The sequence below is a fragment of the Thiohalocapsa sp. ML1 genome (assembly GCF_001469165.1).
Lineage (GTDB): Bacteria > Pseudomonadota > Gammaproteobacteria > Chromatiales > Chromatiaceae > Thiohalocapsa.
In genome coordinates this window covers 24,739-42,720 of sequence record NZ_JABX01000012.1, presented here as the reverse complement: position 1 = coordinate 42,720, position 17,982 = coordinate 24,739, and the positions used below count along the sequence as shown (strand labels likewise).

At 68.0% G+C, this 17,982-nt stretch carries 10 protein-coding genes; 6 read left to right on the top strand and 4 right to left on the bottom strand.

Going from position 1 to position 17,982, the window contains the following annotated elements; translation table 11 throughout:
• Positions 1 to 6 precede the first annotated feature (6 nt).
• Entirely contained in the window at positions 7 to 1,074 is a 1,068-nt protein-coding gene (locus ML01_RS30530; protein WP_254045198.1) for a nucleotidyltransferase family protein, read from the top strand.
• Here the strand turns inward: ML01_RS30530 and ML01_RS09655 are convergent, their stop codons facing one another.
• The 3 genes from ML01_RS09655 to hrpA all read right to left on the bottom strand — a co-directional run bounded on the left by ML01_RS09655 (position 1,075) and on the right by hrpA (position 6,742).
• Positions 1,075 to 1,971: an oxygenase MpaB family protein gene (locus ML01_RS09655; RefSeq protein WP_254045197.1), complete on the bottom strand. Its 897-nt coding sequence runs from the start codon at positions 1,969 to 1,971 to the stop codon at positions 1,075 to 1,077.
• A gap of 75 nt (positions 1,972 to 2,046) precedes the next feature.
• Complete coding sequence (locus ML01_RS09650) at positions 2,047 to 2,622, bottom strand: hypothetical protein (RefSeq protein WP_058555191.1); 576 nt, start codon at positions 2,620 to 2,622, stop codon at positions 2,047 to 2,049.
• Between the two features lie 91 nt (positions 2,623 to 2,713).
• Positions 2,714 to 6,742: an ATP-dependent RNA helicase HrpA gene (gene hrpA / locus ML01_RS09645; protein WP_082674118.1), complete on the bottom strand. Its 4,029-nt coding sequence runs from the start codon at positions 6,740 to 6,742 to the stop codon at positions 2,714 to 2,716.
• A gap of 270 nt (positions 6,743 to 7,012) precedes the next feature.
• Between hrpA and ML01_RS09640 the strand changes: the two genes are divergently transcribed.
• On the top strand, positions 7,013 to 7,819 hold the full coding sequence (locus tag ML01_RS09640) for a fumarylacetoacetate hydrolase family protein (RefSeq protein ID WP_058555190.1): 807 nt from the start codon (positions 7,013 to 7,015) through the stop codon (positions 7,817 to 7,819).
• A 102-nt stretch (positions 7,820 to 7,921) separates the two neighbouring features.
• On the opposite strand, the gene ML01_RS30525 is transcribed toward ML01_RS09640, so the two are convergent.
• Positions 7,922 to 8,161 (bottom strand): DUF2934 domain-containing protein, encoded by a 240-nt coding sequence (locus ML01_RS30525; protein WP_058555189.1) that lies wholly within the window; start codon positions 8,159 to 8,161, stop codon positions 7,922 to 7,924.
• A gap of 826 nt (positions 8,162 to 8,987) precedes the next feature.
• Here ML01_RS30525 and ML01_RS09630 point away from each other — a divergent pair.
• The 4 genes from ML01_RS09630 to ML01_RS09615 all read left to right on the top strand — a co-directional run bounded on the left by ML01_RS09630 (position 8,988) and on the right by ML01_RS09615 (position 17,838).
• A complete protein-coding gene (locus tag ML01_RS09630) occupies positions 8,988 to 9,647 on the top strand; it encodes a response regulator transcription factor (RefSeq protein WP_058555188.1) in 660 nt (219 codons plus the stop codon).
• 164 nt (positions 9,648 to 9,811) lie between these two features.
• A complete protein-coding gene (locus tag ML01_RS09625; protein ID WP_058555187.1) occupies positions 9,812 to 14,365 on the top strand; it encodes a CheR family methyltransferase in 4,554 nt (1,517 codons plus the stop codon).
• Positions 14,366 to 14,931: 566 nt separating this feature from the next.
• Positions 14,932 to 15,744: a PEP-CTERM sorting domain-containing protein gene (locus ML01_RS09620; protein WP_082674116.1), complete on the top strand. Its 813-nt coding sequence runs from the start codon at positions 14,932 to 14,934 to the stop codon at positions 15,742 to 15,744.
• A 1,371-nt stretch (positions 15,745 to 17,115) separates the two neighbouring features.
• Complete coding sequence (locus ML01_RS09615; protein ID WP_058555185.1) at positions 17,116 to 17,838, top strand: PEP-CTERM sorting domain-containing protein; 723 nt, start codon at positions 17,116 to 17,118, stop codon at positions 17,836 to 17,838.
• Positions 17,839 to 17,982 lie beyond the last annotated feature (144 nt).

The window sequence follows — 17,982 nt, the reverse complement described above, 5'->3', positions numbered from 1 at the left end:
ATGACGATGACCGAAGAGACCATGCCGAGCCAGCCGCCCTTCCTGCACAAGGGCTTCGACGTGACCCGGCTGCGCACGCGTCAGGCCAAGCTGGAGGCCGAGCGCGCCGCCGAGGCCGCGCGCCTGCGCGCGCAAGTGCTCGCGGTGGTTCCCCCCATCGTCGCCCGCCACGGCGCCGCGGCGGCCTACCTGTTCGGCAGCATCCCGGCGGGCAGCGCCCACGCCCGTTCCGATGTGGACCTGGTCGTGCTCGGCATCGGCCCCGCCGCGTACTGGGAGCTGCGCCGGGAGCTGGAGGAGGCCCTTCGCCGCCCGCTGGACCTGCACACGCAGGATGACGATCCGACCTTTGTCGCCAAAGCCATCGCGCGCGGGGAGTGTATCGAGCTGGGCGGCGCCTCAGACCGACAAGAACAGGGTGAGCCGTGTTGCGAAACCCGCTCGTTGTCGCAAGAGAAGCAAGGGCCGAGAGCCGCGGAGGGCTCCTTTGGCAATCGGCCCTCGGCCCTTGGCCCTCGGCCCTTCGCTCGCGTGCCGTGGCGTAACTCGACTCATCTGCACGCATTTGATGCCGTCAAGGAGTCTGCGGCCAACCCCCCCGGGCTGCTGCTGGCGGACATCCGCGACGAGTTGGCGAAGCTCAAGCGGCTGGAGTCCGCTTTCGCGGCCGTGGAACCGATGCTGAGCCAACCGCCGGAAGCCGTGAGCGACTACGACCGCGGCGCCGTCGGCTACCTGTTGCACAACTTCTACAACGGCTGCGAGAACATCTTCCGTGCCATCGCCGCCTACTTCGAGAACGACATCGGCACCGACACCTGGCACGCGGATCTGCTACGGCGCATGCGCCTGGAGATCCCGAGCCATCGCCCGGCTGTCATCGACGACGAGCTGTACCGCCTGCTGAACGACTTCCGCGGCTTCCGGCACGTCTTCCGCAGCGCCTACTCCTTCGAGCTGGACTGGGAGCGAGAACGGCTCGTGGGCGGGCGGCTGCCCCGGGCCGCGGCGCTGCTGCACCGGCAGGTCAACGCCTTTCTAGCCTGGGTCGAGGGCCTTGAACCCGGCGCCTGATCATCGATCAGCGCCCAGCCCGTCGATGTCATAGCCGTGCGGATAGGTGCGGCTGCGCAGCCGCGTCAGGAGCCGCGGGCGCCGCCGCGGCGGCAGCCGGCGCAGCAGCAGCCGACGCAGGTCCATGCTGCCCAGCACCAGCGTGCGCACCGGTGCCGGCGCCGGGTCGAAGCCCACAGCCTGCAGCATCGGCGCGTCCAGCAGCGCGTGCAGGAAGGGCGCGGCCAGGGGCCACAGTGGCCGCGGCAGGAACCAGCCGAGCATCAGGTTGCGGGTCGCGACGGCCAGCGCGTGGTTGTGCTCCGAGTAGTGGAAGTTGGCCCGCTCGAAGTCGATGTTGAAGCGCTCCAGCTCGGCGTAATCATCGGGGATGTCGCGGATGCCCATGCGCGCGCCGATGCGCCGCCAGACATGAAAGGTCGCGAGCCGCTCGCCCTCGGTCATGCGCCGCCAGCCGAAGCGCGCGTTCCAGCGGATCGGCTCGAAGACGAAGGTGGTCAGCGTGTAGAGGTATTCATCCTGCGGGATCGCGTAACGCCCGTGCTGCTGGTTCATGCGGCGCAACGCCGCTCGCCCGCGCGGATGATCCACGCCGTTCTCCTGGATCTCGGCCAGGATCAGGGCCGTATCGTCGTAGCGCTTCTGGGTGCGGCGGATCAGCTCGCCGGTGTCCACGAGCAGCGGCGTGCCCTTGGCGACGCCGAAGGTGCGCAGGAGCGCCAGCTCCAGCGCGCGCTGCGTGTCCCATGGAAACTCGCAGCTTCCGAGCAGGAAGCCGATCTGCTCGCAATCGCGCTCCGGGTCGAGTGTTTGGATATAGCGGGCGCGGGCGAGACGGTCTTTGGGCGCCAGGATTTCGGGCGGGATCAGCGTCTGCAGGTAGGCTGGCTCGGTCACGGGCATGGCATCTGCGCTGTCTCGGCGCCGGTCAGCGAGGGGAAACCGCCCCAGCCGCCGGCGAATCGCCGGCTATCAGAGCTTGACGGCGGCGACGATCAGTGCGCCGACGGTGCTGATGAAGCCGATGAGCCACAGAAAGTGGCGATCATGGCGGCGGATCATCTCGTCGAAGCGGTCGTCGACGCGCTCGAAGCGCTTGTCCACTTGCTCGAAGCGCTTATCCACCTGCTCGAAGCGCTTATCCACCTGCTCGAAGCGCTTATCCACCTGCTCGAAGCGCGCCATCATGTCCTGGCGCAGCTCCAGGTGGCGCTGATCGGCCTGCTCGAAGCGCTTGTCCACCTGCGCGAAGCGCGCCAGCATGTCCTGGCGCAGCTCTTGGCGGTGCTGATCGGCCTGCTCGAAGCGCGCCATCATGTCCTGGCGCAGCTCCACGTGGCGCTGATCGGCCTGCTCGAAGCGCTTGTCCATCTGCGCGAAGCCCTCGCGCATCAGCTCGAGCTGGTGCTTCAGCGCCTCCTCGACGCGCACCATGCGCTCGCGCAGCTCGATCTCGTACACAGCCGTCGGCCTGCCGAGGCTCTGCTCGATGAGCCAGTCAGCCATGTTGGCCTTGATGAAGTCGATGTCTTCTTGCGTCAGCGTCATGGTGGTGGGCTCGGATGGCCGGTCGCGGGACCAGTCTAGCAGGCGCGAGCACGCGCGCGTCCCAACCGATCGGCGGCTGGCTCGACGCGGCTCACAGCCCGAGCTCCCGCCAACGTGCCTCGATGCGCTTCACCGAGACCGGACCGGCAGTGCCGAGCTGCTGCGCGAACAGCGACACGCGCAGCTCCTCCAGCAGCCAGCGAATCTCATCGAGCCTGGGGTCGTCGCGCGCCGCGGCGCGGGCGGCGGCCTGGCGCTCGCGCAGCTTGCCGAGCAGCGGCGCCAGCTCGGCCAAGCGCTGCTGGTCGCGCCCTGCGGCTTGCGACAGCTTCTCGGCGCGCTGCTCGGCGGCCTTCAGATAGCGCGGATACTCGCGCAGCCGCTCGAAGGGCACCTGCTGCAAAAAGCCCCGGAACACCAGCGCATCGAGCTGCGCGCGCAGATCGAGCACCGACGGCATCCAGTTCACCTGCGTGATGCCGTCGAGGCGCCTGCGCAACTGCTGGTAGGCCTCGAGGATGCGCGCCGCCAGCGCGCAGACCTCGCCCGCCGTCGGCAGGAGCCGGCCCTTGCAGGCGCCGATGCGGGCCTCAAAGCTCGCCTGATCGCGCAGCGGCGGCTGTCCCTCGGTAAAGGTGAGATCCAGGATCAGTGCGACCAGCTCGTCGGCGAGGTCCGGCGGCGTGCCGTCCCGTTCCGCGGCCGGCGCGGGCCTGGGCGCCTTGGCATATTGCAGGCGCATGCGATCGAGCCCCGGCAGATTGCGCCGCAGATAACGCATATCCTGCGCCAGCGTCAGCATGATGAGCCGCCTAAGCCCCGCGCGCATGGCCGCAGCCGCGGTGTGCTCGGCGTCCAGCACGCGGATCGCGACGCACTCGCCCCGGTCCACCAGCGTCGGCCAGCCGCGCAGCCGAATGCCGCCATGCGAGCGGTCCACGTGCTCCGGCAGGCTGCCGAAGTCCCAGCGCGTGATGCCGTCGCGCTCGATGCCATCGCGCTGCTGATCGGCTGCCGCCGGCATTGTCGAGCCCGCACCGCCGTGCCCGCGCTTCAGCGCGACCAGATCCTCGCCCGTCGCGACGGCGCGCCCGTCGGCATCCACCAGCCGTACCTTCATGCGCAGATGCGCGGGCAGCGCGGACAGGTCCCAGGCGTCCTCCGGCACCTGCACGCCGGTCTGCGCCCTCAGCTCCTCGGCGACGGCCTGAATCAGCGGCCGGTCGGAGGGCTTGAGCCGCGCCGCAACGCGCGCCGCCGTCTCCGGGATCGGCACAAAGGCCTTGCGGATGGACTTGGGCAAGCCCCGCAGCATGGCCGTGATGCGCTCGGCCAGCAGCCCCGGCACCAGCCAATCGAGCCGCTCCGGGGCAACTTGATTCACCAGCGCGAGCGGCACCACCAGCGTCACGCCGTCCGCACCCTGACCGGGGTCGAACTGATACTCCAGCGGCAGGTCCGTGGCGCCGACCCGCAGGCTGTCCGGATAGCGCTCCCGGGTCACCTCGGCGGCATCGCGGGCGAGCACGTCCGACAGGCGCATGTGCAGAAGCTTGGGCTCCTGACGGGTCGCCTTGCGCAGCCATTGCTCGAGCTGCGGCTTGGAACAGATGCCGCTCGGCACCCGCGCCGCGTAGAAGGCGTAGATCGCCTCCTCGTCCACCAGAATATCCCGCCGTCGGGACTTGGCCTCCAGCGCATGCACGGACTCGATCAGCTCCCGGTTGTGCCGCCAGAAGGGCGCGCGGGTGTCGAAGTCGCCCGCCACCAGAGCGAAGCGCAGGAACACCTCGCGCGACTCCGCCGGGTTGATGGGCCCGTAGTTGACCCGCCGCCGGCTCGCCAAGGTCACGCCGAACAGCGTCACGGTTTCGAAGGCGCCCACATAGCCGCGCTCGGACTGCCAGTGCGGCTCGGCGTAGCTGCGCTTGATCAGATGCGCGCCGGCCTGCTCGATCCAGCCCGGCTGCACCTTCGCCACCACGCGCCCGTAGTCGCGGGTGGTCTCGACACGCTCGGCGCAGACGATCCACTTCGGGCTGTCCCGGTACAGACCGGAGCTCGGGTGGATGAGGAAGCGCCCGCCACGGGCGCCGAGGTACTCGCGCTGCTCGTCCTTCACGCCGATATTGCCGAGCAAGCCGGTCAAGAGCGCGCGGTGGATCTCCTCCACGGTGCCCTCGGCAGCGTTCTCCTTGAAGCCGAGCTCCTGCATCTGCTCTTTCAACTGCGCATGCACGTCGTGCCACTCCTGCACGCGGGTCCAGGACAGAAAATGCTGCCGGCAAAGCTGCTGGAACTTGCGGCGAGACAGACGCTTGCGCTCTTCCTCCAGGAACCGCCAAAGGTTCAGGAAGGCCAGAAAGTCGGACTCCGGATGGTTGAACGTCGCGTGGATCTCATCGGCGGCCTGGCGCTGCTCCAGCGGGCGCTCGCGCGGGTCCTGCGCGCTCAGTGCGGCGGCGATGACGAGCATCTCCTTGACACACCGGTGCTCCGCCGCCGCGAGCAGCATGCGCCCGATGCGCGGGTCCACCGGCAGCCGCGCGAGCTGGTTGCCCAAGGCCGTCAGCGCGCCGTCGCGGCCGAGCGCGGCCAGTTCCTCCAGCGTGCGATAGCCGTCCGAGATCAGCCTGGGGTCCGGCGGGTCAATGAACGGAAACCGCTCGATATCGCCGAAGCCGAGCAGCTTCATCTGCAGAATCACCGCCGCGAGGTTGGTGCGGCGGATCTCGGGCTCGGTGAATTCCGCGCGGGACGCGAAGCTGTCCTCGTCGTAGAGGCGGATGCAGACGCCGGCGGCGACGCGCCCGCAGCGGCCCTTGCGCTGGTCGGCGCTGGCCTGGCTCACGCGCTCCACCGGCAGGCGCTGGACCTTGCTGCGATGGCTGTAGCGGCTGATGCGGGCAAAGCCCGGATCGACCACGTAGTGGATACCGGGCACCGTCAGCGAGGTCTCGGCCACGTTCGTCGCCAGCACCACGCGCCGCCTGCCGTGCTGCTGGAACACCTGCGCCTGCTCCGCTGGCCCCTGGCGGGCATACAGCGGCAGGATCTCCGTGCTCGGCGGGTGGTGCTTGCGCAGCGTCTCCGCGGTCTCGCGGATCTCGCGCTCGCCGGACAGGAACACCAGCACGTCGCCGCGGCCTGCGCGCGCCAGCTCGGCGACGGCGTCCGAGATGGCGAGCTGCATCGCGTCGTCGCGCTCGCCGGCGGACGGCTCCTCCGGCGGGCGATACCTGACCTCGACGGGATAGGTCCGGCCGCTGATCTCGATGATGGGCGCGGCGACGCCGTTCGCATCCGCAAAGTGCCGGGCAAAGCGCTCCGGGTCGATGGTCGCCGACGTGACGATGAGCTTGAGATCCGGGCGCTTCGGCAGGAGCTGCTTCAGGTAGCCGAGCAGAAAATCGATGTTGAGGCTCCGCTCGTGGGCCTCGTCGATGATCAGCGTGTCGTACTCCGTCAGCAGCCGGTCATGCGCCAGCTCCGCGAGCAGGATGCCGTCGGTCATCAGCTTGATGGACGTCTCCGGGCGCACCCGGTCGTGAAAGCGCACCTTGTAGCCGACCGTGGTGCCCAGCTCCGTGCCAAGCTCCTGCGACACCCGGCTCGCCAGGCTGCGCGCGGCAATGCGCCGCGGCTGGGTGTGGCCGATGCGCCCGAACACGCCGCGCCCGGCGCCGCCCTCGGCCAGTTCCCGACCTAGCCCCCGACCTAGCCCCATCGCCGGGTCCAAGCACAGCTTCGGCAACTGCGTGGACTTGCCGGAGCCGGTCTCGCCGCACAGGATCACGACCTGGTGCGCGCGAATCAGCCGCGCCACGTCGTCCCGGCGCTCGCTCACCGGCAGCTCCGGCGGATACTGCACCGCCGGCACCGCGGCGCGACGGCGCTCCGCCAGCGCGCGGGACTCGGCCATGGTCTCGACCATGCGCGCGAGCCCGCGATCCACCGGCAGCCCCTGCCCCGCCCGGCGCTTGAGTCCGCGCAGCCGCGCGCCCAGCGCGTAGCGCTCGCGCAGCAAGCAGCCGGCCAGGTCGGCGTCGGTGGGCAGCGTCGCTGCGGGCGCCGCGGTCGCGCGCACGGGCGCGGCGGCGGTCTGATCAGTCGTAGTCATACGGTGGAAAGTGGGGATGGCGCGGCGTCTTCCGCAGGCATCCTAACCCGGCAAAGCCGGAACCAAGAATCTTCGAGACGACCGAAGAGGAACTACGAAACACGCGAAAAGCGCGAAAAATGCTCGGCCGACGACCGTTCTTTTCGCGTGTTTCGTGTATTTCGTAGTTGAAAAATTCGCAATTGAAAAAAAACTGTTGAACAACCGTCATCGACGGTTAGTTCGACGCGCTCGCCATACTCCCCGCCAACGAACAAGAGCAGCAAGGCCATGCATATCATCCGCTTCGTGGCGCCGGACGGCCGCACCCTGTGGGGCGAGCCGCTGGACGAGCACGCCGCAACGGTGCTGGCCGGCGCTCCGTTCGGCTCGCTCACCGCCACCGACGAGACGGCCGAGATTAAGCACCTGCTCGCACCGATCACGCCCGTCAACATCTTCTGCATCGGGCTCAACTATCGCGCCCATGCCGCCGAGACTGGCGCACCGATCCCCGCCCACCCGGTGGTCTTCATGAAGCCAACCACGGCCGTCATCGGCCCCGGCGCGCCGATCCCGCTGCCCGCCGCCTGCGAGCATGGGCCGGAGGTGGACTACGAGGCGGAGCTCGCCGTCGTCATCGGCCGCACGGCGCGCAACGTGCCCGCCGCGCGGGCCTTGGAATATGTGCTTGGCTACACCTGCGCCAACGACGTCTCCGCCCGGCGCTGGCAGAAGCAGGGCGGCGGCGGCCAATGGGTGCGCGGCAAGGGCTTCGACGGCTTCTGCCCGCTCGGCCCGGCGCTGGTGACGGCCGACGCGCTGCCGGACCCGCAGCGGCTCGCCGTCCGCTGCACGCTGAACGGGCGCGAGATGCAGCGCGGCAGCACGGCGGACATGATCTTTCCGGTGGCGGAGCTGATCGCCTTCCTGTCGCGCGACACCACGCTCCTGCGCGGCACGCTGATCCTCACCGGCACGCCGCCCGGCGTCGGCTTCGCGCGGCAGCCGCCGGTGTTTCTGGCCAACGGCGACCATGTGGAGGTCGGCATCGAGGGCATCGGCCGGCTTGCGAACCCGGTGCAGGACGCTGCTTGAGGAGGGCCGAGGGCCGAGGGAGCCAACCTCGGCCCTGCCCGCCGCAACGACTGTACCGGTTATTTTTGAAGCTTCCCTCAGCTCGTCTGCGGCCCCGCGCCGCTACAGCGAGCGCTCCGCCGCATCCTCCTCAACCTCGGCGACGAGCCAGTCATCAAGCGCATAACCGGGCGCGAAGCCGCGCGCCTCTGCCATGAAATAGGCCCGCACCTCGATACGCCGATGCCGCTCGGCGGCGAGCCGCGTGGCCATTGTTTTTCCATCCAGCGCCGGCTCCAGCACCATGCCGGGATGCCCGCCGGACGGCTCGGCGTGATTGCGCCCCTCGTGAGATCGGTCCATAGCGTTCTGCCTCCCGAATCTGCCTCCCGAAGCCCGACCGACCGCCGTCGGCGATCGGCCCATGGCCAAAAAATCCACCTTTCGTGTCGGTGGCGATCCCGCAGCGCGACACCGCGGCCCCATGCCGGACGACCGGAACAGGCCGACGGTCAAGACCATCGCGAGCCGTTGGCGCGCCCGTGTCGGACGCCCTGGAGCTCGCAGAGGCAGCGAACCGCGCCTGTACGCCTTTAACCTACATTTAACCTACAACTTCGTCCTTCAAGTATGGTGCGCGGGCGTGCTGTCCGTGATCCGGCGCAGGCGCGCCGCATCATCGGGGCCATACCGAAGCCCTTGTACGGCTTGCCTCTAGGGCGCGTCCAGCCCAATCCGCCCGCGGCGAATTCCGCGCCGTCCGTCAGCAAATAGTGCACAACGGTGAACTTGAACCTTGTCACAATTTCCCGGTTCGGGCTTCATCTGTTCCAACAACGAGGGAGCGGCAATTCCTGACCGTGGGGCCGCACAGGATCGCACAAACGGTCCGGCGCGGATGGGGGCACCGATCGCAACAGACCCGCGGTTGACCCCGTCTCGGCAACACCTGGTCGTCACCCAAGAGACACAAAACGTAGAAAAGGGAATCGCCGGCCCACGCGCCTGACGCCAGCAGCCAATCTGCAGTTCGTGCGGCACTGTTGCCGCAGTGTGACGGGCGCCGAACCGCGCCGTGCAGGACAGGATCAACGCCGTGACGGCAGCGGAGTCCACACGGCTCTGATCAGCAATCAGCCCCCGGGTATCGCCCCGGAGTCAGTCAGAGGAAAGAGGAGCGACGAAGTTCATGGCAAGTCAGAGTCAACCCGCCCGTATTCTCATCGTCGATGATCACCCGCTCGTGCGCGCGGGCCTGCGGAGCCTGTTCGCCGAGGTGCCCGAGCTCAGCATCTGTGCGGAGGTCGGCAACGTCCGCGACGCCATCGACGTCGCGCGCAAGTTGGAGCCCGATCTCGCGCTGATCGACATCTCCCTCGACGACGGCAGCGGCATCGAGCTGATCAAGCGGCTCAAGGTGCACATGCCGCAGCTCAAGATGCTGGTCTGCTCCATGCACGACGAGTCCCTGTTCGCCGAGCGCGCCATCAACGCCGGCGCCCGCGGCTACGTCAACAAGCACCAAGTCACAGAGCAGATCCTCGATGCCATCCAGCAGGTGCTCGCCGGGCGCATCTACCTCAGCGAGAAGATGGTCGAGCGCGTCATCAACGGCTTCGCGAAGAAGAAGGACGCCGGCACCTCCAGCATCGAGGACCTCAGCGACCGCGAGCTTGAGGTCTTCGGCCTCATCGGCCAAGGCATGTCCACGTCCAAGATCGCCGAGCGCCTGCACTTGAGCGTCAAAACCGTCGAGACCCACCGCGAAAAGATCAAGCGCAAGCTCCAGCTCGCCACGGGCGGCGAGCTGGTGCGCCACGCGGTGCAGTGGCACATCGAGCAGGCGTAACCGTCCACGGCCCGGCAGGCGCCGACAGCGGCGCCCTTGTGCCGGGCCTCCCTCCTCACGCCCGTGCGCAGGCGCAAGCATCCTTGCCGCAAACACCAGCCCCGACTCTGACTCCCGACTCTGAGACTTAAGACGCGGCCGTCACGCCACAGGAACTGCAATCTATGCCGCAGCCGCCGACGGATCGCCGAAACACCGAGCCGGCAGCGCCGCAAGCACCCAACCCGGACACGACGCAGGCGGACGCCGGCATCCTTCCGCCGACCGCAGCCACCACCGACGCCGCACTGCCGTCAGCGCATCCGCCCGACGCCCTCGCGCTCGGCGCCGACACCGGCAACGACACGCAGGTGCCGCCGTCGCTGATCGACGACGCAGCGTACACACCGCCGACCGAGCCGCCCCCGCCCGGGCCTGACGTGCCCCCCGTGGTCGGCATCGTCTGCTCCGCCGGCGGCCTCAAGGCGTTGGAGGAGCTCTTCGCCGCCGTGCCGCCGGACAGCGGCCTCGCCTGGCTGGTGATGCCGCACCTGGCCCCGGACCAGCCGAGCCTGCTGGCCGAGCTGCTCCGCAAGCATTCGACCATCCCGGTCGGCGCCGCCATCGACGGCGTTGTTCCCGCCAAGAACCGTGCTTACATCGCACAGCCCGGCGCGCGCGTCACGCTGCGCGGCGGGCGCATCCGCATCGAGCAGTTGCAGGGCACCGCCGGCCGGCGTGCCGCGCTCGATGCCGTACTCGTCTCGCTCGCGGAGGATCTCGGCGCCGCCGCACTCGGTGTGGTGCTGTCGGGCTCCGGCGATGCCGGCGTCAAGGGGCTGCGCGCCATCGTCAACGCCGGCGGCCTGGGCGTCGTGCAGCAGCCGGCGACGGCGGACTACCCCGATATGCCGCAGGCGGCCATCGACGCCGGCCTTGCCGACCTGGCGCTGCCGCCGGCACAGATTCCGATCGCGCTGGTGGAGCACACGCGCCCCGGCGGCGAGGCGGTGCTGAAGGACTTCTCGCCGGAACCCTCGGAGCAGAACGCGCTGCGCCGCCTGCTCGCGCTGCTGCGCGTGCGCACCCGCTACGACTTTCGCGACTATCGCCCCAGCATGGTCAGCCGACGCATCCGCCGGCGCATGGACCAGCTCGGCATCGGCCGTACCGAGGACTACCTGGCGCGCCTGCGCGGCGAGACCGACGAGCTCAAGCATCTGAACCAAGACCTGATGATCGGCGTCACCGGCTTCTTCCGCGACGAGGAGGCCTTCGCGGAGCTGCGGGACCACGTCATCGAGCCCCTGGTACACCGCCACTCCGGCGAGACGCCGCTGCGCATCTGGGTTCCGGGCTGCGCCACCGGGGAGGAGGCCTACAGCATCGCTATGCTGGCCATCGAGACCTTCAGCGCCGGCGGTCGCGCCGCCAACGTGCAGGTGTTCGCCACCGACATCGACGAGACCGCGCTGGAGCGTGCCCGCCACGGCGTCTATACCGAGGCGGCCATGCAGGGGCTGAGCCGGGAGCGGCGCGCGCGCTTCTTCACCAATCTCGGCGGCGGTCGCCAGCAGGTGAGCAAGGCGCTGCGGGAATGCGTGGTGTTCGCGGTGCAGAACCTGCTCCGCGACCCGCCCTTCTCGCGCATTGACCTCGTCAGTTGCCGGAACGTGCTGATTTACCTCAAGCCGGAGGCCCAGGAGCAGGTCATCGCGCGGTTTCACTTTGCGCTGAGCCCGGGCGGGTTTCTGTTCCTCGGCAACGCGGAGGCGGTGGGCAGACACACCGACCTGTTCGAGACCATCTCCAAGCGCTGGCGCATCTTCGTGCGGATCGGCAGCAGCCGCGGCGACATCTTCGGCGCCGCCACGGCCGGCGTGTTGGCGCCCACCCTGCCGCCGGAGCCGCTGAGCGGGACGAATCATGCCCTCGGCCGCTTCAAGGACACCGCGCGCCGGGCGCTGTGCGAGCTGTACGCGCCCGCCGCCGTGCTCATCAACGCCGGCTACGAGATCCTCTACTACCAGGGTCCGACCACGGATTACCTGGAGCTGCCCACCGGCGAGCCGACACGCTCGCTGGTGGAGATGCTGCGCAAGGGGCTGGTGACACCGGTGCGCGGTGCCTGCCAAGCAGCCCTGACCCACGGCAAGGCCAGCCGGGTCCGCGACGCCAAGGTGCTGCGCGGCACCACCCGGGTGCCGGTGGAGGTGCTGGTGCATCCGGTGCGCGAGAGCCGGCTGGCGGAGCGGCTCTTGCTCGTCACCTTCCGCGACCGCGACCCGGCACCGGCGGCGTCGAGCGAGGCGGCCGAAGACGCCGACGGCGCGGAGCTTACCGCCATCGAGCAGTTGGAATTCGAGCTCCGTGCCACCCGCGACGACCTGCACAGCACCATCGAGGAGCTGCAGACCGCCAACGAGCAGCTCAAGGCCGCCAACGAGGAGATGGCCTCCACCAACGAGGAGATGCAGACCGCCAAGGAGGAGCTGCAATCGGTGAACGAGGAGCTCGCGACCGTCAACAGCCAGATGCAGGAGAAGGTCGCGGAGGTCGAGCAGCGCAACGACGACATCACCAATCTGCTCGCCAGCTCCAACACCATCACCGTGTTCCTCGACCGGGAGCTGCGGGTCAAGCTGTTCACGCCCGCCTGCAAGGATCTCCTGAACCTGCGCCCGGGCGACATCGGACGCCCCTTCACCGAGATCAAGTTCCGCATCAACGACGCGGACCTGCTCACGGACTGCGCCGCGGTGCTGGAGACGCTGACCCCCGTCGAGCGCCAGTTGGACGACGGCGCCGGTCGGCGCTGGCTGCGCCGCGTGCTGCCTTACCGCAGCCAGGAGAACCGCATCGACGGTGTTGTGCTGACGCTCGTGGACGTCACCGTGCAGACCGCCGCGGAGCTGGCGGTGCGGGCCAGCGAGCGGCACTACCGACGGCTGTTCGAGGACGCCCCGCTGACCATGCTGGAGCAGGACTGGTCCGCGGTCGCGAAGCTCCTGCGCGGCGCCGGGCCGGGCGCCGCGGACCCGCGCTTCTTCGCCGCGCAACCGGACCTGCTCGCCGCCTGCCGGGACGGGATTCGCATCACGGCCGTCAACGGCGCCGCCAGGGCGCTGCTCGGCATCGCCGACGACGCGGACGCGGGCCAGCTACGCCCGCACCTGTGCTGCACGGACAAGCTCGCCGAGCTGCTCGCGGCCTTCGCCTCCGGCCGGCGCGTCGCGCTGTGCGAGGACCTGGTGAGCACCGCCAACGGCCGCCGGCTGCCCATGCTCTGCCAGTTTGCGCTGATGCCGGGCAATGAGGCAGCCATGGACCGGGTGCTGGTGATGCTGCTCGACCTGACCGCGCAGAAGGCGCTGGAGCAGCAGCTCGCCGACAGCGAGCTCAGGCTGCGCCGGGCGCTGCGCGTGGTGCACGAGGCGGTGTGGGAATACGACTTCACGCACCGCGAGCTCTGGTGGAGCGACGAGTACGAGCGCCAGTTCGGCAAGCCGGCGCCGATGGGCGAGTCCTTGCCGGACTGGTGGGCCGCCGGCATCCACCCGGACGACCGGGCCGGCGCGCTGGCGCGGCTCCAGGGGGCCATCGACGGGGACGCCGACGCATGGCAGGCGGAGTACCGTCGTCAAGACGTCGACAGGCGCTGGGTGCCGGTGCTCGCGCGCGGCGCCATCGACCGCGACAGCAACGGCCAGGTCGTGCGCATGCTGGGCTGCATGCTCGACGTCGGCGACCTCAAGGACGCCCAGCGTGCGCTGGCGGAGCGCGAGCTGCGGCTGCGCTCCATCCTGGAGGCCGCCGCCGAGGCCATCATCACCACCGATGCCGACGGCCGCATCGAGAGCTTCAACCGCGCCGCGGAGGCGATGTTCCGCTGCACCGTCGCGGACGTGGCCGGCCAGCCCATCGACGCCCTCCTCGCCCGCATCGACGGCCGCCCGGCCGATGTGCTCACGGACTCCCGAGACGGCGCGCCGCGGCTGCTGCACGGCCGCCGCGGCCAGGGCGAGTGGTTTCCGCTGGAGCTGTCCGCGCGCTTCGTCGCCGAGCAGAACCTCTGGGTGCTGGTGGGCCGCGACGTGAGCGAGCAGCGCCGCCTGGAGCGCGATGTCATCGAGCTCAGCACGCGCCAGCAAGAGGAGGTCGGCCGCGAGATCCACGACGGCCTGGGCCAAGAGCTGACCGCGCTGGTCATGCTCGCGCACAGCATGCGCCAGCAGCTCAAGCGCAGCGGCGCCGACGCCGCAGGCGATGCCTTCACGCAGATGGAGGACTACCTGCGCCACGCGCTGGACACCTGCCGCAGCATCGCCCGCGGGCTGTCGGCCGAGGTCTCCGCGCCCGGCCTCGAAAACGCCCTCGCCGAGCTCGCCGCCGGCATGGAGCGCGCCGCCGGCATCGACTGCCGGTTCAGCCACACCGGGCACATCGGCGCGCTCGGCGAGCAGCAGGCGGCGCACCTCTACCGCATCGCGCAGGAGGCGCTCAGCAACGCCATGCGCCACGCCCAGCCCACGCGCGTAGACATCAGCCTGGAGGCCGGCGACGACGAGCTGGTGCTGCGCATCCGCGACGACGGCCACGGCATCCCGCCCGGCGCCAAGCGCGGACTCGGACTGCGGCTGATGGTCTATCGCGCGGGCATGCTCGGTGGCACCTGCACCGTCACCCAGCCCGACGGCGGCGGCACGCTGGTGGAATGCCGGGTGCCGAATCCGCGCTGAGCGTCCAGCCCGGCAGTCGCTCTCCCCCGCGGCCAAAGCCTAGGGTCCGCTCCGCGGACCATCCCCCATGCGTAGCGTCCGCTCCGCGGACCATCCGCGCTGCTCGAAGTCATGCTCGAAGCCGGCCGCGAGCCCCGCGTGCCGCGCGCGTTGCCATTCCCCGTGCAATGCACGTCTTGAACCCCGCCTTGCGCCTCCGGAAGCGTCATACAGACCAGCGCACCCGCGCAGTGTCAGGATTCTTTACAGCAACAAACGTCAACTAAAACAAAGCGCTCATTGCTTTTATTGACGTAGTTCCGGGTCCCTCCCCTGACCCGCGCCTCGGTCTTTCACACGCCGGCCTATCGGTTGTCGCCCCTGCATTCACGGGCAACTGTAAAAAACGCAAACACCCGCAGGCACGGCCTGCTCCGCCGGAGCGTCGACAACCGGCCGAAACGCCGCCGCACGGGCACGGCGATGACCCGCTTTTGTTATACAAATCCATGCTTTATTGACACAAGTGCATCCCCTATCCATGTTTCAGGACAAGCCGACGCGCTTACGGCACGAGAACTGTATCAATGAAACTGTTCACTCGTCTGCATCGGCGCGACGCCCCCGGGCGCATGGTCGCTCCCCGAACGCAGGAGCAACACTCCGCAACCCGCAACAAACCGATCGGTTTAGGGAATGTCCACATGAAGATTCAACAGTTGATCGTGCTCGGCGCCCTCTTGAGCGCCGGCGATGCAGCCCTTGCCGGCGTTACGATCAAGATCACCGACTTCGCCGCTCCAGGGACGCCGGAAACCTATGCCTCCCCGAGCAACATCCTGGTCGTGACGACGGGTACCAGCCCCATCCTAGACAAGTATTTCGGGACATCCGTCAACACCGGCAACTCCAACGCTGGCGTAAGCATGGACTTTGCCTCCGCAATCGCCACGACGAGCAACCTGACCGCCACACAAGCGCTGGTGAATGCGACGAACACGTACGGCGCCGGCCTCGAGATCGAGTTTCTTTTCGAGGACTTCATCGGCCCAACGGGTCTGGTTGAATGGTCGTCTCGGGTCAACGCGTCGAGGTTCGAAAACGCCTTCTACAGCGCGCAGTCCCTCGTGAATGGCAACCTCATTCTCCAAACCCTCGGCAACGTCTCCGGCTCCCAAACCACCGAGGGATCGCTAACCTTCGACACGGCACTGCCTATCGAGATCTTGAAGCGCCTGCAAATCGGAGCCACCGCTGTCGGCGGTGCGCTTGCCCTCGACTTCACCACCGACGGCGTGCAGATTCCGATTCCGCTGCCGGGCTCCCTCGCCCTGCTCGGCATCGGGCTTGCCGGCTTGGGAGTCGCGGGTGTGCGCCCGCATCGGAAGGCCGCCCAATAACCGCTGCGGCCGCACGTCGAAGGCACCGCTTCGATCCCGTCTCAACGTCCCGCACCGCTCGCCGGCGGCGGCCCATGGCGCCGCCGGCGACTCGCACCGCCCGCCCGAGCGCGCCAGGCTCGGCGCTGCCGGCGCCATTCCGCTCGGCGCGATGCCGGCTCCCCTCCCCGCCTCATTCTGCGCCACGTCCGGGCAGATCGCTTCGGCTGAGCACGCCCTCCGGCGCTCCAAGGCCTGCACGCCGATGGCGACGTCCATGGCCCCGCCCGCGCGCCATGGAATTCCACCTGTGCTTGGATCGCACGCCTACGAACGCTTCAAACACGAGGGGTACAGTCCGCGGCCTCGCCTACGGTAGGGCTCCATCCCGTCTTCATCGAAATCGAAATCGGTATCGAAATCGGCATCGAAATCGCGCCGCTCATCGCCACAGATGCGCTGACCAACCGATCGAAAGACGGTAGACATCAAGCTTCCCGTAGCCCCGTGTCATGTCGTGTCGATCCCGATAGCGATCCCGATAGCGATTTCGCTGCCCTGGACGCCGGGTTTCGCGGCGCTCACTCGATCCGAATCAAAGGGCCGAGGACCAAAAGCGGGCTCCCTTGGCCGCTCAGCCCTCGGCTCTCTTGCCCTCAAGCGCCTTATCACCAAGAAACTTGGCTCATCTGCAAGCCTTTGGCGCCGTTGCGGCATCACGTAACCGGGAGTCCCTCGGCGCTCGGTGCTTTCCCGATGACCTCGCTCACGAAATGCGGCATTCCCTGAGCGACGCCCGGACCGACCCGCATGTGTCAGCTTTTTTTACAGTCCGAAAACCCTGCCTGTTCAATCCGCTCATTGTCTTACTCAGAGCCGGAGAGGCGTTTCCCCTATGCCGCCTATCTCGCTGTCACTGACAGCTTGCATATATCCAGGGCTTTAGAATGCTCACGAAAGGGGCCGCTGTAAAACGGGCATTACACCTGACTTGCGTTGACGCCCGCGGGTGAGGAGTGATCGACGGATTCAGGCACCTCGCTCGACCCAAACCACGCGCATGAACAGTCTATTTTTCAGGGACATAAGCAATTATCGAGAATCCCCCATGCGCGTTTAGTGGAGACACTCACAGGCGCTGGCACGAGAACTGTATTCCCTTGTGGCGTGCGAGGAATGGGCGTCGCGGGCAGCAGCGGAAGCGCCGCCACGTGAGTCCGGCGCCGAAAGGCGCCGGCAACTGGGTGCTTCCTAAGGAGAGGCTTCAGCGCACGGACGCATCCCCCGCAGGGAGACCGCGCCGACCATGCCCGCATCACCGCCACGCGGCCCGACAGAGCCGGGCGCGTGACAGAAGCATTGGATCTATTTCGAATCTCAATGAGGTAAGACATGAACACGATGACGAAATTCACCGCGCTCGGCATTCTGCTTGCGGGCAGCTTGAGCGGCATGCAGATGGCACACGCCTTCTCGGACCCTAACGACACGGATTGCTATAACGAAGTAAATGGCACCCCAGCGCTTTTCAGCATGTGGGACTGGTTTCAACGTGGTGATAGCGGCTGCCTTGTTAACGACAAGGTATGGACGCTTAAGTCGATCGATAACGATCTTACCCAAGCCGTCGCGGAAGGGATCCAAGTCTCCTTCAACGCGACTGGCCCAGGGCTGCTGACACAGCAGATCAATCTGTCGCCGCCGGTTCAACCGTTCCCCGGTACTGGTTTCTTTACGTTCGACTATACCGGAGTGATCCTCGACGAAGACAAGGTCTTCACGAAGGTAGATTTGGACGTCGACAAACCGGATGCGGACACCGACACATCAGTAACTAAGCGCGTCTACGAGTACGATCCCTTGGGTGACGATGCGCCGGGGGACTTGCTCGCGACGCTGACCTCAAGCGGCGGCGGGGTGGACGCCCCCCTCGTGCCAAATCCGCGCGCGATTTGGGTGAGTGAGGAAGTGAATGTGACTGATGCGGATAGCATCAACAGCGTGACCAATGTTTTCGAGCAAACGCGAATTCCGGAGCCCATCTCGACTACGCTGATCGGGGCGGGCCTGATCGGTCTCGCGGCGCTCCGTCGCCGCCGCAGCACGAAGGCGTAAGCGCTCACGGCGAGTCAGCCGGCAAGCGCTCATGGACGGAGCGGCTGGCGAGCGGGGCAGGATGCCCCGCATTTTTTTTGATTGCGCAGCGCGCGGTGTTTTAGAGGGATTCTTACTCGCTTGCATTCCGACAGTCGCGACGGC